Source organism: Rhodococcus sp. MEB032 (assembly GCF_030208925.1).
Lineage (GTDB): Bacteria > Actinomycetota > Actinomycetes > Mycobacteriales > Mycobacteriaceae > Rhodococcus_F > Rhodococcus_F qingshengii.
Genome location: NZ_JARVSY010000001.1, coordinates 262,620 through 287,012 on the forward strand (window position 1 = coordinate 262,620; position 24,393 = coordinate 287,012).

Consider the following 24,393-nt stretch of genomic DNA (forward strand, 5'->3'; position numbering starts at 1 on the left):
TGTCCCGAAGTAAGTAGCAAAGGCTACCCTTAATGAGGTGAGGGTATCAACACTGTGAGCCCCCGTATAGCGGTCGACCCCACGGAGCGATGCGACGTATGTCATAGTTTCGCCCCCTCGCTCGCGTCATCCCCTTCGGCGGCAACTGCAGCCTCGATCACGTCGACCAACTGACCTGCCCATACGCGGACTGCACCCGCATCGACGCGGTCGGCACGGAACCCGAGAGTTGCAAAGACAGGCCCATCGCCCACCGGCTCGTAAAAACTCAACGTCACATCCACATGGGGCACTCCCACCGGAATCGGTACGAGAGAACCGAAGTCGCCGAGCCCGTCCAAATCCGCCTGCTGGTGATGGATCACCATCACCTGAGGTCTCATGGACGCCGGATTACCCAGCGCCTGCTCGACATACACATATGAGACGTCCTGATTGCTCAGCGCTTCCAGATTGTTTTCCCGGATGCGAGCCAGCAATTCTGCAAACGTCGGACTACCGGACGTATCCGTGCGCAGGAGAACAACATTGAAGAACGATCCGATCATCGGTTCGAGACGGGGATCCGACCTGCCCGCAACCAATGAACCGATGGGAAGATCAGTACCCGCGCCGGCCTTCGTGAGAACGCTGGCCAGTGCGGCCTGCAGGACCATGAACATACTCGTGCCGGTGCGCGCAGCCAGGGCGTCGATTCCGGCGTGCAGACCCGCGTCGATGTCGACGGCGATCACGTCACCTCGAGGCTCCGAGTCACCTTCCGGCAACGGAAGATTCACACTGGTCGGTATTCCGTCGAGCGCATCCCGCCAATATGCAAGTTGCTTCGACGCACGGCTGTCGACGTCTCGGGGGTCTCCCAACAGCTCGTCCGACCACACGGTGTAATCGGCGTACGTCAATGCAAGCTCGTCCCAAACCGGTTGATCTCCCTGCGACCGGGCTGCATAAGCAGAGACCAGATCTCCCAGCAGCGGCACTACGGACCACTCGTCGACGGCGATGTAGTGCATGACGAGAAGCAGTGTCCTAGAGCCGTCTTCACCAAGCACCAGATGAACCCGCAACGGTGATTGCTCACGCAGATCCATCGGAAGTTGAGCCAGTTCGAACACCACTCGACCCACATCGCCGGCGCCGACATCGACCACATCGACAGTCGGACGCACCGATTCTCTTGCCACGACGATGCCGTCGACCTCGACGAAGGTGGTCCGCAGGGGTTCGTGCCGCGAAGTCACATCGTCCAAGGCGTGCCCGAGAATCTCCGGATCGATCTTCGATTTCAGGGTCAGCGCCAGAGCGTGGCTTGCTTGCGGTTGTGCGCCGGACGCGCGGAACAACTCCCATTGACGACGTTGCGGCGCAGACAGACCCATCGTCTCGGGACGTTTCACCGCCGGCGCCAGGATCGGACGCCCACCTTCCGAACGCGCGACGACGGCCGCCAACTCCGCAACACTCGGCGCGTCGAATACGTCTCGAATACTGACGTCCACGCCGAACGCTTCACGAATGCGACCGACCAGTTTCATCGAAGCCATCGAATGGCCGCCGAGTTCGAAGAAACTGTCGTGGACTCCGACGCTCGGTAACTGCAGGATTTCCGCGAACGCAGCCGCAACCGTGGACTCCACTGCCGTGCGAGGAGCAACATCACCCGCCAGCTCCGACCAGTCCGGAGTGGGCAACGACTTGCGGTCGAGCTTTCCGTTGGGCGTCAACGGCAGCGGACCGTCAAGGGCGACAACCATGGTCGGAACCATGTAGTCGGGCAACGACAGTGCCGCGAGGTTCCGCACTGCCGTCGTGTCGACGACGACACCGGGTTCCGGTGACACGTAACCGACCAGGCGCGTGATTTCGCCCTGCCGATCCGCGACGACCGTTGCCTGCTTCACCGAAGGATGGGCACTGAGAGCTCCGATGATTTCGCCCAACTCGATTCGGAAACCGCGGATCTTGACCTGATCGTCGACGCGGCCGAGGAAGTCGATGTTCCCGTCAGTGCGCCACCGCGCGCGGTCCCCGGTGCGATACATGCGATCGCCCGCGGTGAAGGGATCGGCGATGAATCTCTGCGCCGTCAGATCGAATCGGCCCAGATAGCCTCTCGCCAGGCCGCGTCCCGCGATGTACAGCTCGCCGGATACTCCCGGCGGAACCGGACGGAGTTGATCGTCGAGCACGTACGCCTGTTCGTTGGGGTCAGGGATTCCGATGGGCACGGGACCGTTCCAACCGGGTTCCGCCTGCCACAGTGTGTTGTTCACCGTGGCTTCGGTGAGTCCGTACGCGGCAAGCAAATTCAGCCGCTCCGCCCATCGCCCGATCAGCTCCGGTGGCACCGTCTCGGTTCCGACCAACACGGTGCAGCCCTGCGGCACTTCACATCCTGCCGGCAGAGCGGCCAGCAACGAGGGAGGGATGATCGCGTGGGTGACACGATTGCTCGTCATGAAATCGGTCAGCGCCGGACCGGCAACTCGTGCATTCTGCGGCACGATCACCAGGGTGCTGCTCGTGCACAGTGCCATCGCCAGCTCGAATACCGCGACGTCGAAGCCGACCGAAGCGAACTGCATCACCACCGAACCCGATACCAGTCGCATCCGAACCTCGGCTGTGGCAACAAGACTCGGAATACCGTCATGGGAGAGGACGGCTCCCTTCGGCTTTCCGGTCGATCCCGAGGTGTAGATGACATAGGCAGCGTGGCTGACGCCAACTGGTGGCCGGGGAGTTTCGACGATCACTGCCTCGTCCAGTTCCGCACGGATCAGCGGATCGTCCAGGAGAATTCGCTCGACGCCGACCACATCCTCGATCCGCGAGCTTTCCTCCGCAGTGGACAGAAGTACCGAGGCGCGGGAATCGGTGAGCATGTATGTGATGCGCTCGCTCGGGTGACTCAAATCCAGGGGTAGATACGCGGCCCCCAGCTTGAGCACGGCGAGGACCGACGCGACCATTTCCACCGAGCGCGGGACGGCAAGCCCCACCACGTCTTCGACCGACACTCCGCGGCGATACAGCACGCCGGCGATCCGATCACACTGCTCGGAGAGTTCGCGGTACGTGGCCTGCCCCGCCTCGTCGCGCACCGCAATCGCCTCGGGCGTAGCAACGACTCCACGCGCGAAAGCGTCGTAGAACGTCTCTTCCGGCACGTCGACGGCGGTGTCGTTGAACGAGGTGACAACCTGTTCGAGTTCGCCTGGCAAGAAGATGTCGATATCACCGATCTCGATGTCGGCCGATTCCACGACGGCCGCGATCACCGATTCCAATCGGTTCGAAATTCGCTGTGCCGTTTCGCGATCGAAGAGGTCGCTGCCGTACTCGAGCCGGACGTCGATGCAGCCTTCGTCGCCGAGGTACTCGGTGAAGTTGAACACCAGATCGAACTTGGCTGTGTACTCCTCGAGTTCGAACGAATCGCCGCCCATCTCCTCGCGGCTGTGATAGCCGACCATGACCTGGAACAGCGGATTACGTGCCAAAGTACGCGACGGATTGAGGCGCTCCACCACCGTTTCGAAGGGAACGTCGGCGTTGGCGAAGGCCTCGAGATCTCCCTCGCGAACGCGATCCACCAACTCCCGGAACGTCGGATTACCTGACGTATCCGTGCGCAGCACAATCGTATTGACGAAGAAGCCGACCAGTTCGTCGAGTCCATGCTCACTACGTCCGGCGACGGGAGCGCCGAGGGGAAGGTCCTCACCCGCTCCGAGCGCAGTCAGCAACGCCGCCGACGCCGCGTGCAGAACCATGAACATCGAACTCCGGCTCTCGCGCGCCAGATCTCGCAGTGCAGCAGTTGTCTCCACGCCCAACCGTGTCACCACTGCACCACCGGAGAAACTCGGTCTGGCCGGTCGACTCCGGTCGGCGGGAAGCAGCAGTTCTTCGGGGGCTCCGTCCAAACTCTTCGCCCAGAAGTCCAACTGCGTGCTCAGGATGCTCGACGGATCGTCGGCGCTGCCGAGTAATTCCCGTTGCCACAGAGTGTAATCCGCGTACTGAACCGGAAGCGGTTCGAAAATTGGATCTTCGCCCTGGATCCGAGAGGAGTAGGCCGACATCAGATCGCGCAGGAATGGCCGATCGGACCATTCGTCCGTTGTGATGTGATGCAGGACGATCACGACCACTACGGCACCGTCCACCTCGGCACCGTCCACCCGGATCAGACGTGCGCGGATCGGAATCTCGTCAGACAGGTCGAACGGACGACCCACTGCCACGGCAATTTCACCGGCGACACCGGATTCGTCTCGATGAACTGTCTCGACCGGAATCGTCGCCGATTCGAGAATTATCTGCTCCGGCGATCCGTCCACCAACCGGAACACCGTACGCAGGGATTCGTGTCGTTCCACGACGTCGCCGAGCGCCGCGGCGAAGACGTCCGCGTCCAGTGCGCCGTCCAAACGGAGCACGATCGGGAAATTGTAGGCCGCGGAGTTCTCCTCCATCTGTCCGATCAGCCACAATCGCTGTTGAGCGGCAGAAAGAGGAAGGTGGTCCGGCCGCGGCTTCGCTACCAGTACCGGTCGCGTCGATCCCTGCTCGGCCGCAATACGTTCCGCGAGTTCCGCCACCGTCGGCGCTTCGAAGAGATCACGCATGGTCAGACTGTTCGGAATGGCGATCCGAGCTCGACTGATCAGCTTGGTGGCCAGAAGCGAGTGCCCACCGAGGTCGAAGAAGTTGTCGTCGACCCCGATATCGTCCACATCGAGTACGTCGGAGAAGAGGTCGCAGAGGACCTCTTCCGTGTGGTTACGCGGTGCGATCGACTCCCCACTCCGCTCCCCCAGCACCGAATCGGCGGTGGGCAGTGCCTTGACGTCGAGCTTGCCGTTGACGGTCATCGGTAGTGTCTCCACCTCGATCACCACGGCCGGAACCATGTAGTCGGGTAGGAGAACTCGCGCCTGCGCGCGGTAGTCGTGCCCGGCGCCGAGTCGCACGGGTGTCACGTAGCCGACGAGCCTCTTGACTCCACCTGCCCCGACGTCGACCACCACTGCCGCTTGCCGCACATGTTCGTCGGATTCGAGAACGGAGACGATTTCGCTCGGCTCGATGCGGTGACCTCTGATCTTCACCTGATCGTCGGTGCGGCCGAGGAAATCCAGGTTGCCGTCACCGCGTCGCCGCACGAGATCCCCGGTGCGGTACATACGTTCTCCGGTCCCAGCCGGATCTGCGACGAAGCGCTCGGACGTGAGCGCGAAGCGTCCGAGGTAGCCGCGAGCCAAACCGGCTCCGGCAATGTACAGTTCGCCGGCAACTCCATCGGGGACCGGGCGCAGCCAGCCGTCGAGAATATGCGCGGCCGTGTTCCAGATCGGTTTGCCGACGGTCGGGGTGTCGCTGTCGAACGTTCCGCCACCGAGCGTGTTGATCGTGTATTCCGTCGGACCGTAGAGGTTGTAGCCCACGGTTCCCTCGGTGTCGCGCAGCCTGTTCCACACCGAATCCGGAACGGCTTCACCGCCGAGCAGGACCAACGGCGGGCGGTGGTGTCCCACACCGTCGTCGAGAAGCCCGCTGTCGATCAGGTGCGTCGCGTAGGTCGGTGTCACGTTGACGACGTCGATGTCCAGTGCGTCGCAGTATGCAACGAGTGCCTCGGCATCACGACGCAGATCTTCGTCGCAAATGTGCACCTCGTGGCCTTCCACGAGCCACAGAAGTTCCTCCCACGACATGTCGAAGGCGAAGGACACGGTGTGCGCGATCCGCAGGCGCCGGCCCGCCGCGGCGATCACGGGTTCGAAAATCGCCTCGCGGTGGTTGAACTGCATGTTCGTCAAGCCGCGGTAACCGGTGACCACGCCCTTGGGCTTGCCGGTCGAACCGGAGGTGTAGATGACGTACGCGGGGTGGTCGAGTCGATGCGGTGCCCCCGGGGCGAATGCTCCGAGTTCCGACGCGGAGAGTGCCCGCGCCGAGATCGTCAGTCTCCTTGCTGCTGTATCAGGTTCGTCGATCACGATAGTGCGGACGTCCGCACCTTCGAACCTCGGTGAGGCCGAAACGGTTGTCAGCAACACGACAGGATCCGCGTCGTCGATCATCACGGCCAACCGTTCGGCCGGATGGTCGAGTTCGAGGGGTAGGTAGGCAGCACCCGTGCGCAATACCGCGAAGAGCGCGACGACCATGTCCACAGAACGTGGTAGGCCAAGAGCGACAATCTTTTCCGGGCCGGCGCCGCAATTGATCAGCAACCGCGCCATCCGGTTGATCTCGCCGTCGAGATCGGCGTAGGTCATCCGGCGCTTCCCGAACACGAGTGCCGTGTCGTCCGGTTGCGCCGACGCGACTTCTTCGAACAGGTCGGCAATGGTGCGCTCCGGCAACTCCCGGATCTGCGTCTGCTGCGCTACTGCGGGAACCGGAGACGCAACAACCGATCCCGTCATGTCCTGCGACCAACTCTGCAGCAGGTCGACGAAGTGACCCAGTAGGTCCTCGGCCCGGCGCGCGGTCACCAGATGCGGATGGAACTCGAACTTGACGTTGACGGTGGCACCCGGTGTGACCACGACAGTCAGCGGATAGTGCGTGTGATCGATACTGTCGCTTCCACTCACGTCGTGAGCGGCGTTGAGCGCGTGGACTTGCCTCTCGTCCACGAAGTTCTGCAAGACCATCAGCACGTCGAAGAGTTGACGATGCTCGGAAACACGCTGGATCGATGCCAAACCGAGGTAGTCGAAGGGCATCAGCGAAAGTCGATCCGCCTGTGTCCGACGAAGAAGTTCCTCGACGCTCTCGTTCGGATCCAGTTGCAGCCGAACGGGAACGGTGTTGAGGAACATGCCCACCACGGTGTCGATTTCCGGTACCTCCGGCGGCCGTCCGGCAACCGTGGAGCCGAAGACGACGTCCTGTCGACCGGTGGCCGACGCCAGCACGAGGGCCAGCGCTGCATTCAGTACCGTGTTGAACGTGACGCCGGACGCGGCAGCGCGCTCACGCAACGCACGCGAAAGCGTTTCCGACAGAACCGCATCGCGGCGATCCGGAAGCTGAACTTCGACGCCGGGCGCAGGCTCGGCAACAAGCGTCGGCTCCTCGAGTCCTGCGAGCGCTCCGCGCCACCCCTCGTCGGCGGCTGCACCGTCGCGATCGGCCAACCAGGCGAGGTATGTCTCGAACGACCCCTCGGGTTCGCCGAATGCGCTGTCGTCGCCGCCGGTATCGTAAAGCGCCAGAAGCTGACTGACGACAAGGCCGTTGGACCAGCCGTCCCACAGCAGGAACTGCCTGTTGATCACCAGACGATCCTGGCCGCCAGGCAGATGCAGCACACTCATACGCCACAGCGGCGGCGCGGTCAGGTCGAATGGCGTCACTCGGTCTTGGGCGGCGACGGCCTCGGCACGCTCACGAGCAACCGAGTCGTCGAGTTCACGGAGATCGTGGACGACGACCGGAACATCGAGTCCAGCGCTGAAGAACTGCACCGGCTCGTTCAGCCCTTCGCTCACGAAACCCGCTCGCAACGTGGGATTTCGTCGTTGAAGTGTCCGGGCGGCCGCAGCCAATCTGTCGACATCGAGGGTGTGCCCGAAGTCCATCGAGAACTGTGCCGTGTAGATGTCCCCACCACTGCTGCTGTCGCTGCTGCCCGCGTAGCCGGCTTGGAAGTACAGGCCTTCCTGCAACGGTGAGAGTGGGAGGATGCTGCTGACACCTGCCGGACTCGCATCGGCTATCGCGTCGATCTCGGTCTGACTCAGGTCGAGCAACGTCACATCGGACGGGGTCAGAATGGGAGGCCCGGCGTGACGCGCGGCCGCAGCCGCCAGATCGCCGAGGGCCGAAACCCAGCCGTCGGAGAGTGACTGCGCGTCCTCCTCGGACAAATCTTCACTTGCCCAGGCAAACTCGGCGCGGAGCCCCGAATCCACGCTGACGACATTCACGATCAGTCGGTACGGGCCTCCCATGTCTGCGTCGGGATCGGTGGACAAGGCTTCGGATTCCGCTGCCAAGGACCATGCTGTCGATCCAGCTGTCGTCGTACGTCCGAGATAGTTGAACAGGATCTGAGATTCGGAGCGCCCCGCCAATGTCGATGCCGTGCGGGCATTCACGTATCGCAGCATCCCGTAGCCGATACCGCCGTCCGGAGCCGCCCGCAGGCTCTCCTTCACCTCGCATAGCGTGTCCACCGGGTCGATTCCGCCGTGCAGTCGCATCGGGGCAATCGTGGTGAACCAGCCGACTGTTCGCGACAGATCGATGCCCGCCACCACCTCCTCCCGGCCGTGCCTTTCCAGATCGACCAGCAATTCGTGCTCACTGCGGCCGGTGGAGCGGCGCCAGCGATCGACGGACATCGTCAGCGCTGCCAACAGAACATCCGTTCCCTCGGCACCCACCATTGCCGCAACCGATCCAAGTGCTGCCTCGGAGATTGCTCCGTCCACCGTGACCGTGCGCCTCGAGCCTCCGGATACGACGGCATCGCCCGCGGCGTCGGGGATCAACTGCGCGCCCGGAGCGGTCACGGTCAGCCAGTGATCGAGTTCGGCGAATCGATGAGCACTGTATGCGTGTTCGGCCACCGTACGGGAGAAGGTACGCAGCGAAGTTCCGACGGCATCCAGTGCGGCGGGCTCTCCGGCTTCGACTGCCACCCAGGCCATCGCGAGATCCTCGAGCAGGGTTCCCCAGGAAACCCCGTCCACGACCAGGTGGTGCGCGACTATCGCGAGTCGGCCCAGACTCTCAGCGCCGCAATCGAACCAGACCACCGAGACCATCCGCCCTGCAGACGGATCCAATCGACTGGTCGCAGTGTCAGAGTGCTCAGTGACGAGTCTTCGCAACTCGGAGTCATCCAGTCCCCGAGCATCAACGCGTTCGACCAGGTTCGCTGCCCGGACACTACCGGGTTCCTCGATCCGCGCCGACCACATCCCGCGGTCATGTCGGATCAAGGTTTGGCGAAGTCCGTCGTGGTGATCGAGCACGGCCTGCAATGCGCCGGTGATCGAACCGAGAGATGTTGCCGGAGAGTGGATCAGAACTGCCTGGTTGAAGCGGTCGGTACCACCCGTCCATTCGGACAAGCGGTGAACCACCGGCAGCGGAACCAGCTCACCCACGCCGATGTCGGCCGTGACGGTGGCATCCGAGGTGGCGACATCACCCACCGCTGCAGCGATCGCAGCGGGAGTGCGCAATTCGAAGATCTGACGCGGGGTCAGCACTACCGAATCACGACGAGCCAGGTTGACCAGTCGGATCGCCAGGATACTGTCGCCGCCGAGAGTGAAGAAATCGTCGCGCACCCCGACACGGGGCAGTCCGAGAACCGTCGCGAAATGCCCGGCGAGGAGGTCTGCAACGCCCGAGGAAACCACTCCCGTCAAGTCGCCCACCTGTGCCGCAAAATCCGGTGCAGGTAGTGCTTTTCGGTCGAGCTTGCCACTCGGGCTCAGCGGCAGCGACTCGAGCCGCACGAAGGCACTTGGCACCATGAACTCCGGTAGCACTGACAACAACTGAGCTCGAACCGCAACATCATCAGCATCTCCGACCAGGTAGGCGACCACCTGTGCGCGGTTGCTCGGACCGTCGGTTCGGACGATCACGGCACTTGCCGTGACTCCGGGGCACAGCGCCAATTGCGCGTCGATTTCGCCGAGTTCGATTCGGAATCCACGAACCTTCACCTGCTCGTCGGCACGGCCGAGGTACTCGAGAACGCCGTCGGCATTCCACCGCACGATGTCACCGGTCCGGTACATCCGCGAGCCGCCGTCGCTGTACGGATTCGCCACGAATCGTTCGGAGGTCAATCCCCCACGTCCGTGGTAACCACGTGCCAGTTGTGGCCCTGCCAGATAGAGCTCACCGGTGGCACCGGCCGGGACGTTCTGCAGGTAGGGATCGAGAACCAACAGGCCGGTGTTGGCGGCAGGTGCGCCGATCGGGACGCTGACGGCGTCTGCCGGAGTTTCCTGCACCGACGGCTGCCAACTGACGTCGACGGCGGCCTCGGTGGGGCCGTAGAGGTTGTCCACCAGAGTATTCGGCAGGATCTCGGAGACCTTGCGTGCAACGTGAACGGGCAGTGCCTCACCGCTGCAGTTGACGATCTCGAGCGAAGAGCACAGTGCTGCTTTCGGCTCCGCGAGAAACACGTCGAGCATCGACGGAACAAAATGCACTCGGGTCACGGAATGTTCGACGATGACGTCGGCCAGATAGCCAGGGTCCTTGTGCCCGTCCGGCTCGGCCATCACGAGAGTTGCCCCCACCAGGAACGGCCAGAAGAATTCGGGAACGGAGACGTCGAAGCTCGACGGGGTCTTCTGCAGCATCCGGTCGGAGACGTCCATCGGACGTATCTGCTGTGCCCAGAGCAATCGGTTGACCACACCCTCGTGGTTGACCACAACGCCTTTGGGGCGACCGGTCGAACCCGAAGTGTAGATCATGTACGCGGCATCCGCGGGCGATCCTGGCACACTCAGCGGATCGGCGGGGAACTGCGCCGACTCCGATACCGTCACCCGCGGAACCGAACCCGAATCGCGTGAAGAGTCTTCCGACACCACGACGCACACAGGATCGGCGTCACCCAGCATGTACGTCAGCCGCTCCGCCGGGTAGCCGGTGTCGAGGGGAACGTATGCTCCCCCGGCCTTTCCGATGCCGAGTATCGCGACCATCAGATCAAGAGAGCGAGGCAAGGCAACCGCTACCAACGATTCGCGTCCGACGCCACGTTCGCGCAGCAGATGCGCAAAACGATCAGCACGAGAGTGAAGTTCGGCGTAGGTCAACGACTCTTCACGGAAGATCACTGCGGTGGCTTCGGGCGTACGCCCGGCTTGATCCTTCAGCAGCTCGGTCAGCGTTGCGCGCGGCCGATCCAAGGCCGTGCCGACGCTCCCCGGCTGTGCGGGTGCCAGCGCGATCCGGCCGATGACCTGATCGAGATCGCGCGAGAGCTCGGTGAGTACGACTGCGAGAGTTTCGGCCAGCGACGCAGCGGCATCGCCGTCCACCTGAGCAGCGTCGTACTTGAGCTCCAACGCCAATCGATCGCCGGGGACGACGATCAGGGTCAACGGGTAGGCCGGTCGCTCGTCGAATCGAATTCCCGTCAGTCGCACCGAGTTCGTCGGATCAGCGATTGCCGTGTCACCGAGTGGATAGTTCTCGAACACGACGAGTGATTCGAAGTCCTGCTCCAGTCCGCCGGTCCGTCGCAGTTCGGGTAACCCCAGGTACTGATGGTCGAGTAGTTCCGATTGTTCCCTCTGCCAACGGGAAAGCGCTTGCGCGGCTGTCTCTGCCGGATCGAACCGCAACCGAGCCGGCACGGTGTTGATGAACAAGCCCACCATGGACTCGATGCCGGGCAGGTCTCCACCGCGTCCCGATACGGTCGATCCGAACAGCACGTCTGTTCGGCCGGTCATTCGGCCGAGCACCAGCCCCCAGGCGCCGTGCACGAGCGTACTCAGCGTCAGGCCATGGGAGCGTCCGTTGATCGCCAGTGCGCGAGTATCACTGTCGGACAGCTCGACTCGGGTGGCACAGACGCCGCTGCTGCCCGCGCTCGGCGCGGGAAGTTCGACCGCGGGCCCGGGAGAGTTCAGCGCTTCTCTCCACACCGCTGCCGAGGCCTCGTGATCGTGGCGGGCCAACCATTCGAGATAGCTGCGGTACGGCGCCGGAGTCGGGAGCACCACGCCGGAGTCGCCAACGCTGTACGACGCCATCAGCTCCCGCAGCATCACCGGAACCGACCATCCGTCTGCGACCGCATGGTGAATCGACTGCAGCAGAAGGTACTTCTCCGAAGAGGCACGGACAAGCGTGTAACGGACGAGCGGCGGTTGCGCCAGGTCGAACCCGCGCGCGCGGTCGGCGGAAAGCAGTTCATCGACATCGGCGCCGGCCACCTCGACTACCGCCATCTCCACGACAGCGCTCGGGTGCACCACCTGCACGACCCGGCCGTCACCCAGGACCGAGAATCCGGTGCGCAGCGCCTCATGCCGATCGACGACGGATTGCAGCGCGCGGTGCAGCGCCGCACTGTCCACGGCTCCGGTCAGTTCCACAACCTGTTGCACGACATACTGATCGGCCCCCGGATCGGCAAACGCCGAATGGAAGTAGATCCCTTCCTGCAGCGGAGTGAGTGGGAGAATCTCTTCAGCCTTCGGTAACCCGTCCACGTCTGCCTGAGCGAGCGCCACCAGAGGGTAGTCCGAGGGTGTGGCTCCGCCGAAGGCTGCGAGCCCGGACACGGCCTCGAGCGAGTCCAGCCACAACCGCGCAAACCTGTCGATGTCGCTACGCAGGAAGATGTTCGACGCCCAGGTCAGGGTGGCTCGCAGGCGTGGTCCACCGGCGGCGTCCTCGGCTACGACGTCGACAGACAACGCGTGACCCATCGGCATGGACGGATCGGCAGCACCGTCCATCGACACCGGGAACCAGTCCCCCTCCGCTGCGGCAGTGCGTCCCAGATAGTTGAGCACCACCTCCGGCGCTGCGAAACTACGCAACTGATCCGAGCCGCCGAGGTATCGCAATGCTCCGTACCCGAAGCCGGCGTTCGGGACCCGTCGAAGTTGCTCCTTGACGCTCTTGAGAACCCCCGCCAACTCGCCGCTCGCATCGAGATCGGGAGCGGCTGTACCGATCTCGAGCGCCACCGGAAACACTGTGGTGAACCATCCGACGGTACGAGTCAGGTCGACGTGCGCATCGCCGTCACCGCGAACGATGTCTTCGTCGCGTCCGTGCCCCTCCAGGTCGATCGTCACCGATCCGGCACCGCTCCAACGGGTCAGCGCCACGGCAAGTGCGGTGACCAGCACTTCGCTCACATCGGCTCCGAACGCCCGTGGGACACTGCCCAACAGCTGATCTGCAAGTTCTGGAGGTAGGGTGATCGACCGCGCCGCAGCGGTGCGCGCGAGGTCAACTGCCGGGTCGAGTGCCCGACGGCCGAGAGATGCCCGTTGTGCGGACGTCACCGAGTCCCAGAACTCGATTTCCGAGTCCAGTCGCCCGGCTCCGACCGCCTCCGAGACGAGTTCGGCGTACCTTCGCACCGACGTGCCGACCGGAGCGAGTGCGGGTTCGTCGCCATTCATCGCTGCGATGCCGGCGCGCGCGAGGTCCTCGAGGATGATGCGCCACGAGACGCCGTCGACCACCGCGTGGTGGATGACCAGCAACAGCCGTCCGGGACCGGTCACAGGGCGGAACAGAACAGCGCTGACCATCGTGCCGTCGGCTGGATTCAGACGGCCGACAGCTCGCTCGGTCTCGGCGACGATCAACGGTCCGCATTCTTCGAGCGGTGCCGGTGTTGCACGGGTCTCGAAGACCACAGCCACTTCGTTTGTCTCCGGGACGAGCAGTCTTCCTTCGGGCGTCAACGTCGCACGAAGTGCATCGTGGCGCGCCACCAGGGCGTCGAGCGCCGCCTGGACATGCTCGGACGTCAAGGCTGACGGCGTCTGAATCAGCGCTCGCTGGTGGAAGGTTCGTACTGCGTCCGACACTCCGAGAACCCTGGCGGCAATCGGCGTCGTGGCTACGTGGCCGATCGGTTGGTCCGCGTGGTCGACGATCTCAGCCACTCGGGAGGACTGGGCACGCGCCATAGCCTCGGCGGTGCGCAGTTGGAACACCTCGCGAGGACTGATCGACAAACCGGCAGCACGAGCCGCGGTCACGAGTGAGATCGCGACGATGCTGTCGCCGCCCAGTGCAAAGAAGTCGTCGGTAACGCCGACCGAATCGAGGCCGACTGCCGACGCGATCAACGTGCAGAACTGTTGTTCGACTTCGTTTCTCGCAGCGACATGTGCACTCAGTTCGGCGAGATCGGGCTCGGGTAGCGCGCGACGGTCGAGTTTGCCGTTTGCCGTGAGCGGAAACTTGTCGAGGACGGTGACGGTGGTCGGGACCATGTAGTCGGGCAGCTTGCTCGCAGCCCACTCGCGAAGCTCACGTGAGTCGATCGCGAGGTTCGTCCCCGACGCTGCGCTCACGTAGGCGGCGAGATACTTTGCACCTGTTGGTGCTTGGCGCACCAGAACTGCCACGTGACGCACTGCGGGGTGCGAAATCACGGCGGCTTCGACATCCTCGAGTTCCAGGCGCATGCCGCGGATCTTCACCTGATTGTCCGTGCGTCCGAGGAAGTCGAGGGTGCCGTCGGCGGTCCATCTGGCCAAGTCACCGGTGCGATACATGCGGGATCCGGCCAGATCACCTGAGACGAAGGGATCCGCGACAAAACGAGATGCGGTCAGTGCCGAAGCACCCACGTATCCGCGTCCCAGCAGGAAGCCCGCGGCGTAGAGTTCGCCGCCGGTGCCGATCGGAACCGGCTGCAGGTCGCCGTCCAACACGTACAGACGAGTGTTGGGGTTCGGGCGACCGATGGATGTGGCGATTCGTTCCGCGTCCTCGCGGTAGATCACATGGGAGACACCGATGGTCGCTTCGGCCGGGCCGTAGCCGTGATACAGCGTCGTGGACAGTTGGGCACGGAACCGGTCGAAGAGTTCAGGCGTGAGAACCTCACCGCCGCACCACACGTGCTTCAACGAATCGAGCTGATCGGTCCCGTTCGCCAGATCCAGAAGGATGTCGAGCATCGACGAGACCAGGTAGACGAAAGTGACCGATTCTCCGGCGATCAGGTCGAGCAGGTATTGCGGGTCGCGTTCCCCCTCGGGCTTCGCGATCACCAATCGACCGCCGGAGACGAGTGGGAGCAGGATCTCGTTGATCGAGATGTCGAACGAGAGTGGGGCTTTGAACAGTGAGGCATCGCCGGACCCGAACCCGAGAATCCGCTCCCGCTGCCACAGCAACCTTGCGCAGATTGCCTCGTGGCGGATCATGGCGCCCTTCGGACGTCCGGTCGAACCGGACGTGAAGATGACGTATGCGAGTTGGGCACCGTGACTACGAATGTCGGAGGTCATTGTCTCGGATAGGTCCGAGGGCCCGTCCTCGTACGCCCACGCGGAGAGATCGACCGGAACGGAGTCGTCTACACCGTCCGAGGTGAGCACCAGTGTGGCGCCCGCGTCGGCAAGTACCGATTCGCGGCGTTCGGCAGGCCATGACGGATCCAGCGGCACGAAGGCACCACCGGCACACATGACGGCCAACAACCCCACCACCATCTCGGCGGATCTCGGAAGGCCGATCGCCACAACGGTTTCGGGTGCGACACCGCGCGAGATCAAATGCGCGGCGAGCTGCGATACCCGACTTTCGAGCTCGCCGTAGGTCAGCCGGATATCGCCGTCGACCACGGCGACGGCGCCCCGATCGGCAGAGAAGCTGCTGCGCAACAAATCCGGCACCGTCGTCACGGGTTGCGGTTCTGCGGTGTCGTTCCACCCGTGGAGCACGAGTTCACGCTCCGCGAGCGACATGGGGTCGAGTGCCGAGATCGGAAGCTGCGGCTCGGCTACGAATCGATCGAGGAACTGTTCGATTCTCGCGGTGTGATCGGCCAACTCCCTGTCGAATCCGGCCGGGGCGCGGACGTCGATCTCGATCGGCTCCCCGTCCTGACCACCGCGCACACTCAGATCCAGGTCACTGACTCGACCGGTTACCGAATTACGCACGCGCACCGGGCATCCGCCGAAGGTGAGTGTGTGTTCGAACATCATCGAGTTGATGCCGGGGCCGAAGACCTGACGGTCGGGATCGATCGCCCGAATGTCGCGAGCAAGATCCTCACCTCGGTACCGCCCGTGCTTGAGAATCGAGACCAGGGCGGTGTCGAGACGAGTTGCCAACTGGCCGATGCTTTCCGAGCGTTCTACCCGAATACTCAGCGGCAAAATCGTCGACGCCATCGAAGGAGTGCGACGCATGTCGCGCCCCACCCGAGCGGCCATCGGTACCGAGACGACAACGTCGTGCTGTCCCGTGGTTCGTGCGATGTACGCGATCAGCGCAGCCATGGGGAGACGAGTTCGTCGAATCCCGGCGTCGGCCGCATAGCGATAGAGCTGTGCCGCGCGATCAGCGTCGAGCGTGAGCATCGCTGAGATCGGCGGCAGCGAATCATCCACCTGCCCATGCAGAATCCGCGTCGCTTCCGGTCCGGATTCAACGCGCTCGGCCCAGTACTGACGGTCGGTCTGGAATCGCGGAGAGTTCCGGTAATCCAGATCGGCTGCAACCACGGCGTCGAGTGACCACTGCGGCGCGGCAGTCCCGAGATTCGGATCGTCGTATCGCTCGGCGACGTCGGCGACGATGAGCGAGATGCCGTACCCGTCGATCACGCTGTGGTGATAGCGCTGATACCAGATGACTCGGTCGTCAGCGGTCAGCAGAAGCACCTGGCGGAACAGCAGATCGTCCGGACCGAAGACCCGAGCCATGTCGGTGTCCATCCACGACTGCGCAGTCGAATCGGGATCCGCCTCGGCCCGAAGGTCGAGAATTTCCACGTCCCAGCGCGCATCCGGAATCGGCACCTGGATCAGCTGGTTGTCGGCATCGACCTCGAAGTGCACGAACAGCGCTTCGACGCGTCCGACGCTGGCCTCGATCGCCGCTGCCGCGCGCTCGATGTCGATCGTGCCGTCGACCTCGACGACAAGTCCGATGTTGTAGACCGGACTGCTCGGATCGACGTTCTGAGCAACCCACACCTCACGCTGAGCGGCCGTCGCCGGGAGCGCTGCGTCCAGATCGGCACCGCCCGATACCGCCGGGTGAGCTACCTGAGAGTGGTCAGACATCAAGAATCCGATCATCGTCGTTCATGCTCATCGAACGACGAACACCCTCGCAAGTTTAGGGTAGGCTACCCAGGAACGTGAAGGTGCGCTCCCGCCCTGGTCAGACCTGTTCCCACGGACCGAATTCGAGCAAAACGTCAATTGCCGTCTTACCGTCCTGCGGCCGAACGACATGTTCGAGGGCATAGACCCTCGATCCCTCCGCAGCGCGAGCGAGATCGGAAATACCGGGCAGAATGGTCGGTTCGGGTGGACCGCCCACACCACGATGGAAGTTCTCGATGGAATGCCCCAAATAGAGGACCCGTCCGCCGGGCGTCAGCCACTCCCCGACGCGCTTCAAGGTTGCGGCCAGATGGTCGACCTCGAGGTGAAGAAAGCTGACCAACACCAGGTCGACCAGCCCTTCCGGCTGCCACTCGGTCGCGTCGCCGACCTGCCAGTCGACAGCCTTGTCCCCGTCACTCGCCCGTGCCAGATCGATCGCCACCGACGAGTAGTCGACCGCAGTCACCGACCAACCTTGCCCAGCCATCCACCGCGCGTGACGGCCGTCGCCGCAGGCCAGATCGATCGCGGTGCCTGGTCTCAGATCGGAAATTCTTGTTGCGACGGTTCCCGCCGGGTCGACTCCCCATGGCTCCGTCACCGCTCGGTATCGCTCGTCCCAGTCGCGTGCGTCCATGATTGCTCTCCCATATCCGTTTCACCGTTTCAGATCGGACGGTGCCCCCAGCAGCATAGAGAACCCTCGAATGTGACAGATCGATACCCCTGGGGGTATACAGGTGACGAACAGGAATACCCCCACCCGTATCAGGAGTGAAGATGTCAGCGACCAGAACAGTCACCGCGGACCCACCCACCCGAGCCGACGGCATACTTGCGCGTCTCGGTCGATCGATGGCGACTCACACCCGCCTCGTCGTCGGCGTCTGGTTGATCGCGTTGATCGCACTCGGCGCCGCAGCACCCAGCGTCTTCACCTCTCTGGCCGGCGCGGGTTGGCAGGCAAACGGATCCGAATCCGTGCAAGTTCGCGAGTTGGCCGAGCAGCATTTCGGTGGAAATTCCTCCGCCGCAGTACAGGTGGTCGTTCACTCGGATTCTCTACCCATCACGGATCCGTCGATGCAGCAAACCCTGGCCGCGGCAACGGAAATCTTTTCCGCGGACCCTCGCTTCGGCGAAGTGATCGCCCCGCAGCCCGGTATGACCATCAGCCCGGACGGACATACCGGCATCATGGTCGCGGGCGCCAACGCGAGTACCGACGAGATGGTCAGCGCGGTAGACGAACTCGGCAAGAAGCTCACGGGCTTGTCCACCGACACGATCGAGGTGTACCCGACGGGTGCGTCGGCGTTGTGGAGCGATTTCAACAAGGCCAATCACGAAGCCATGATCAAAGCCGAAATGATGTCGTGGCCCGTCACTCTCGCGATCATGGTGTTGGCCTTCGGCTCCCTGGTTGCCGCGGGTCTACCACTACTGCTGACGCTTGCGGGCCTGGTCGCTTCGGCGGGCGGGCTTGTAATCCTCAACGAGATCACGCCGATTTCCGTGTGGGCCATGAACTTCGCGATGATGTTCGCTCTCGCGCTGGGCATCGACTACGCACTCTTCCTCGTCGCCAGGTTCCGGGATGCATTGCGAGCCGATCCGGATCCAAGGGCCGCCGTGGCTCAAACCATGGACACCGCCGGCAAGGCTGTGGTCCTTTCCGGCCTCACAGTTCTGGTCAGTTTGTCTGCGGTTCTCATCGTTCCAGCCCCGGCCGTACGCACGATGGCTGTCGGAATCATGCTCGCTGTGATCTTCGTTCTCGCCGCAACACTCACCCTGTTGCCTGCCGTGCTCGGCAGGATCGGCGCGAAGGTCAACGGCGGTTCTCTACCGTATGCAAAGCGCCAGCAGCACCGCTCCCCGATGTTCGCAGGTTGGGCATCATTGCTGCACAAGCACCCGTGGCCATTCGGCTTCGGCGCCTTACTCATCCTGATCGCACTCGTTGTTCCGGTCTTCGGACTGAAGGTGGCAATGCCCTCCATCGCCGTGGTTCCCGAGGACGCCCCGGTTCGCCAGGGCTATGAACTGGTGCAGCAGCAATTCGGGGACGGCGCCCCGGGGATGTTGCAGATCGTCACGTCCGCCGACGATGCAGCCGACACCTCACGTATTGCCATGAGCGTTGACGGCGTGGCCATGGTCACCCCAGCGCAACAAGCTGCCGACGGGTCCGATCTTGTTATGCTGCAAGCAGTTCCCACCGTCGACCCGTCAGATCCTGCGATGGAAACCATCCTTGCCGACCTTCGGTCGCAACTGCCGGAATCGGCGCTCGTCGGCGGCGCTCCGGCCGAAAATCTCGACCTTCAGCAGGCACTCGACGACTACCTTCCCATCGTCGTGGTCGTGATTCTGACGCTCGGATTCCTGTTGCTGCTGATCGCCCTCCAGGCGCCTTTGATCGCCTTGATCGGCACGCTGGTCAGCCTGCTGTCCACTGGGGCCGCATTCGGAATCGCGAAGCTGATCTTCCAGGACGGTCACGGAGCAGGCCTACTCGGCTTCACCCCCCAGGGTTTCCTCAACGGGTGGGGTCCGGTCTTCTTCTTCGCCATGATCTTTGCGATCGCGATGGACTACACCGTATTCCTGCTTTCGAGTGCCAAGGAGCACTACGAACGCACAGGCGACCCCGCGATCGCACACATCGACGGCCTCGCGTATTCGGGTCGGGTCATTGCGGCGGCAGCAGCGGTGATGGTTGCGGTCTTCTTCACTTTTGCGCTCGCAGATCCCTTGCCACCCAAGGAAATGGGCATCATTCTCGGCGTAGCTGTCCTCCTGGACGCAGTGCTCGTCCGCTTGGTGCTGCTGCCCGTTCTCCTACGCCTCACCGGCCGGGCAGCCTGGTGGGCGCCGGCATGGCTGCGTCGCGTCCTGCCGAACATCAGCTTCTCGCATGGCTGATCGTGTACCCGACATCACTGTCCTACTGATACCCCCAGGGGTATGATGGGGACAAGAGAAATCAAAGCCGGCGACAGTGACAGCCCACGACGAGGAGTGCGCAATGACAACACCCACAGAACCGATAGCGATCGCAACCAAGGTCACCGGAACCTTCGACGACGTCGTCACCCGCACGCGTGGCGCTCTCGCCGAGCAGGGCTTCGGCATCCTGACCGAGATCGACATGCAGGCAACACTCAAGGCGAAGCTGGACGAGGACATGGAAAAGTACCTGATCCTGGGTGCCTGTAACCCGCCGTTGGCCCATCGGGCAGTTTCGGTGGATCGTCAGATCGGCCTCCTGCTGCCGTGCAACGTCGTCGTCCGCGAAGATACGACTACCGAGAATTCGTTCTTCGTCGAAGCGATGAACCCTGCTCTCATGGTTCAGGTTTCCGGCGAACCCGGCCTCGAGTCCGTGGCAGCCGACGCAGCCGTCAAGTTGCGCGCGGCCGTCGACTCGCTGATCTGACACCGCAGTCGGATCAAACACTGAATCAAGCAGTGACATGCCCCCAGGGGTACCCTTGACCGCAGCACGAACACTCGAGAAGGGGCCACCATGACCGGCGACGAAGAGAGCATTGCGCTCGTATTGAACAGACTGCGTCGTGCCCACGGCCAACTTGCCGGGGTCATCTCGATGATCGAGAACGGCCGCGACTGCAAGGACGTCGTCACGCAACTCGCCGCCGTGTCCAAGGCGCTGGACCGAGCAGGGTTCAAGATCGTCGCTTCCGGGCTGCGTGAATGCCTGAGCGGTGACAGCGCGGAAGGTCAGGAACCGATGACCGAGGCCGAACTCGAGAAGCTGTTCCTGGCACTGGCCTGAAACATGAGAAGGGCCTGACCTGCAGTTAGCAGGTCAGGCCCTTTCTCGCGTGCGGAAAACTACTTCGCCAGGAAGTCGATCAGCACCTTGTTCACGGCCTCCGGACGCTCGAGGTAGCCGTAGTGCCCGGCGTCGGGAATCTCTTCGTACGACGCCGTCGCGATGCAGTCCGCCACCTCGCGGGAGAGGTAGGGCGGGATCATGCGGTCGTCGGCGAAAGCGACGGACAGGCACGGGCGCATGATCGACTTGTACGCACCCCGTCGATCGAAGGCGCGGTCCATACCGAGCTGTGCGCGAACACCCGGTGACGTTGCGCCGCCGGTGAACTCGAAGATATCCATCCAGTCGCGCGCCGAGTGATCGTCTGCCAGCGTGGCCGGCGAAAGGTTCATCACCGCGGTCACTGCGGCACGGTACTTGGCCGGCAGAGCGACGCCACTGTCGAACAACTGGCGCTCGCCCTCGGTCAGGACCTGCTGGAAATGATCCATCCGGGCGTGGCCGGCGAGGAACACTGCTTTGCGAACCAGATCGGGCCTGGCGAGCGTCAGTTCCTGCGCCACCCGGGCGCCCATCGAGGTGCCGATGACATGGGCCGGACCGCCACCGAGGTGCTCGATCAGTCCGGCGGTGTCTGCGACCATGTCGGGCATCGTGATGCCGCCGAGGCTCTCGCCGGACGGTGCGATTCCGCGGTTGTCGAAGGTGCAGACTCGGTAGCCGGCGGCCACCAGCGCCGGGGTCTGGTGCAGATCCCAGACGCGGCCGGGGCTGCCGGTCCCCATGATGAGCACCACCAGATCTCCATCACCCTTGACCTGGTAATTGATGGGGATTCCGTTGATTGTGGCGACCGTCATGTCAGCCTTCCTCCTCGTACGTGTGATCAACAATTTTGGTTGGATAGCCTAAGCTGATGGGCGGTCGTGTGACCGCAACCCCAGCCCATGCTCGTCCAGGAGGACCCCCGTTGAGAGTCGCTACGCTCGGATACCAAACCTGGGGCCACCGTACCCTGCAGGCCTTGATCGACTCCGATCACGAGGTCGTGCTGGCAATCACACACCCGAAGAGCGAACACGTCTACGAACAGATGTGGGCGGACTCGGTTGCAGATCTGGCGGCCGAGAACGGTGTACCCGTTCACGTGGCGAACAAGCCTGACGACGCCTTCAAAGCCGCGCTGGCCGAAGCAGCTCCCGACATCATCGTCGCCAACAACTGGCGTACCTGGTTGCCTGCGGAGGTCTTCGACGCACCCAAGTACGGCACCCTCAACATCCACGATTCGCTGCTGCCCAAGTACACGGGATTCTCCCCGCTCATCTGGGCTCTGATCAACGGCGAAGAAGAAGTCGGGCTCACGGCGCACCTGATGGACGAGGAACTCGATGCGGGCGACATCGTGCTGCAGCGTTCGACGACGGTCGGCCCGACCGACACCGTCACCGATCTGTTCCACCGCACGATCGACATGATCGGCCCCATCACACTCGACGCCCTGGATCTGATCGCGTCCGGCCGTACCGACTGGACGCCGCAGGACCGATCGCAGGCCACGTTCTTCCACAAGCGCGCACCGCAGGACAGCCACGTCGACTGGTCCTGGCCCGCCGAGGTCATCGAGCGTTTCGTCCGGGCACAGTCCGATCCGTACCCCAACGCTTTCGCCGAGTTCAAGGGCCAGCGCATCCGCATCCTGAAGGCGTCCGTCTCACGCGGGCACTACGGCGGAACCCCCGGCCGAGTGTTCATCCAGGAAGACGACGGCATGGTGATCGTCGCGGGCCCCGACGCGTGGTCGGGCAAGAACAAGGGACTGCGGATCGAGCGCGTCCGACTCGACGACGGCAGCGAGTACACCGCCGCCGAGTTCTTCCCCCACGGCGGCGGGTACCTCACCTGATCGCCGGATCAGACCCCCTCAGTACAAAACCCAGTACAAACCCCTCAGTCGCGACCTTCCCAGGCCGCCCACAGTTGTGCGTAACGCCCGCCCGCGGACACCAGTTCGCGGTGCGGGCCTTCTTCTACGATCTGTCCGTGTTCGAGCACGATCACTCGGTCGGCGCCCGCAGCCTGCGTAAGCCGGTGTGCGACAACCAGAGTGGTGCGGCCCTCCGTAGCGGCGTCGGCAGTCGCTTCCAGTTCCCGCGCTCCGGCGCTGCCCGCCTCCGCTGTTGCCTCGTCCAGTACGGCGACGGCGGGATCGGCCAACACCAGTCTCGCCAAAGCCAACTGCTGCGCCTGCGCCGCTGTCATCTCGTGTCCGCCTTCGCCGACGACGGTCAGCATTCCCTCGTCGAGAGCCTCCACCCACTCGTACGCGCCGACCGTCCGCAGTGCCGCGGCAACGTCCTCGTCCGAGGATTCGGGAGCCGCCAATCTCAGATCCTCGATCAGGGGTCCGGCAAAGACATGGACCTCCTGACTCACGATCGCGATGTGGCGTCGTAGGTCGTCGAGGTCGGCAAGCGGGACACCGCCGATCGACACCCGGCCCGACGTCGGAGTGATCGAACCGGCAGCGATCGCCGCGAGCGTCGTCTTTCCGGCTCCGGTCGAACCGACGAGCGCCACGCGCTCCCCCGCTCGCAGTGTGAGGCTCACTCCGTGGAGAACCTCATGACCACCGTCGTAGCTGTGCCGAATGTCATCCAGACGCAGCGAACCGTCGGCCGGAACGGAACCTGCATCCGTCGAAGGCTCCGTTTCCTCGATCTCGACGACGCCGACCAGTCGCGCGAGGCTTGCGCCGGCCGACTGCACTTCGTCGAAGGTGTAGAGCAGTGAGCCGATCGGGTTGAACAGGCGATGGAACAGCAGGGCAGCAGTCGTCGTCTGGCCGACTGTCACGACGTCCTCACGGACCAGCAGGAATCCGACGACGAGAATCATGGACAGGCCCACGAATTCGGCGCGGTTACCTCGACCGGCGAACCTCGTGAACAGGCCGAACACTCCGACTGCCAGATCGCGCGCTTTTGCCGACGCCGCATCGATCTGCCCGAGGTGTTCCTTCTCGAGGCTGTACGCGCGGACCGTCTTCGCACCCTGGAGACTGCTGATCAGCGCTTGTGAACGAGCGCCCATCGCTACCCGCTCGGCTGCGTAAACAGGAGCCGAGCGTGGCAGGTACCACTTGAGCGCCAGCGCGTACATCGGCAGCGCGACCATTCCGGCCAGACCGAGTCGCCAGTCGAGTCCGAGCATGGTCACCATGCTCAGAGCCACGAGCAGAACCGCCGCGATCATGCCGGGAACCACGTCGGACACGGCCTTGGCGATCACCGACACGTCGTCGCCGACACGCGAGAGCAGATCGCCCTTACCGACCTTCTCGACGGTCTGGATCGGCAGTCGCAGTGCCCGGTCCACGGTCCGCTCTCGCAGATCCGCCAGGATCGTCTCACCGAGCCGCTTGATCAGATAGGCAGCCACACCGGTGAACACACCGCCCACGATTGCGGCAGCGGCGATGATCACGACCACCCCGACGATCGTCGACGTGGGCGCGTTCTCCCGGACCCGGTCGACCAGGACACCGAAGACGTAAATCGGCACCAAGGCCATCGCCGACGCCGAAGCCGCGACGATCAGGACCAGCAGGCTCTGCATCCGGTGTTCGGCCAACGCCGCCCGCAACCACCTCCAGGTCTGGCGACCACTCGCGATCGGCAACAACTCGCGCTCTGTCACCTTCTCTGCGTTCTCCCCGGCCGGCATTTCGGTTGTCATGTCCGT

8 protein-coding genes are annotated in these 24,393 nt (G+C 63.5%); 4 read left to right on the forward strand and 4 right to left on the reverse strand.

Annotation, left to right across the window (positions count from 1 at the left end; translation table 11 throughout):
- Positions 1-101 precede the first annotated feature (101 nt).
- Together QRN54_RS01180 and QRN54_RS01185 are read right to left on the reverse strand one after the other, a co-directional pair.
- Complete coding sequence (locus QRN54_RS01180; RefSeq protein ID WP_502944038.1) at positions 102-16,811, reverse strand: amino acid adenylation domain-containing protein; 16,710 nt, start codon at positions 16,809-16,811, stop codon at positions 102-104.
- Positions 16,812-16,896: 85 nt separating this feature from the next.
- On the reverse strand, positions 16,897-17,481 hold the full coding sequence (locus QRN54_RS01185) for a class I SAM-dependent methyltransferase (RefSeq protein WP_003945672.1): 585 nt from the start codon (positions 17,479-17,481) through the stop codon (positions 16,897-16,899).
- 143 nt (positions 17,482-17,624) lie between these two features.
- Between QRN54_RS01185 and QRN54_RS01190 the strand changes: the two genes are divergently transcribed.
- From QRN54_RS01190 to QRN54_RS01200, 3 genes are all read left to right on the forward strand, one after another.
- Positions 17,625-19,772, forward strand: coding sequence for an MMPL family transporter (locus QRN54_RS01190; RefSeq protein ID WP_285181474.1), 2,148 nt, complete (start codon positions 17,625-17,627; stop codon positions 19,770-19,772).
- Positions 19,773-19,875: 103 nt separating this feature from the next.
- Positions 19,876-20,286 carry a DUF302 domain-containing protein gene (locus QRN54_RS01195; protein ID WP_003945447.1) on the forward strand — a complete coding sequence of 137 codons (411 nt, stop codon included), beginning with the start codon at positions 19,876-19,878 and terminating at the stop codon, positions 20,284-20,286.
- 90 nt (positions 20,287-20,376) lie between these two features.
- Positions 20,377-20,646, forward strand: coding sequence for a metal-sensitive transcriptional regulator (locus QRN54_RS01200; RefSeq protein WP_007734349.1), 270 nt, complete (start codon positions 20,377-20,379; stop codon positions 20,644-20,646).
- Positions 20,647-20,705: 59 nt separating this feature from the next.
- On the opposite strand, the gene QRN54_RS01205 is transcribed toward QRN54_RS01200, so the two are convergent.
- Complete coding sequence (locus QRN54_RS01205) at positions 20,706-21,509, reverse strand: alpha/beta fold hydrolase (protein WP_003945829.1); 804 nt, start codon at positions 21,507-21,509, stop codon at positions 20,706-20,708.
- Positions 21,510-21,619: 110 nt separating this feature from the next.
- On the opposite strand from QRN54_RS01205, the gene QRN54_RS01210 reads away from it, so the two are divergent.
- A complete protein-coding gene (locus QRN54_RS01210; protein WP_007734348.1) occupies positions 21,620-22,555 on the forward strand; it encodes a methionyl-tRNA formyltransferase in 936 nt (311 codons plus the stop codon).
- A 44-nt stretch (positions 22,556-22,599) separates the two neighbouring features.
- On the opposite strand, the gene QRN54_RS01215 is transcribed toward QRN54_RS01210, so the two are convergent.
- On the reverse strand, positions 22,600-24,387 hold the full coding sequence (locus QRN54_RS01215; RefSeq protein ID WP_374104630.1) for an ABC transporter ATP-binding protein: 1,788 nt from the start codon (positions 24,385-24,387) through the stop codon (positions 22,600-22,602).
- Between the last annotated feature and the right edge of the window lie 6 nt (positions 24,388-24,393).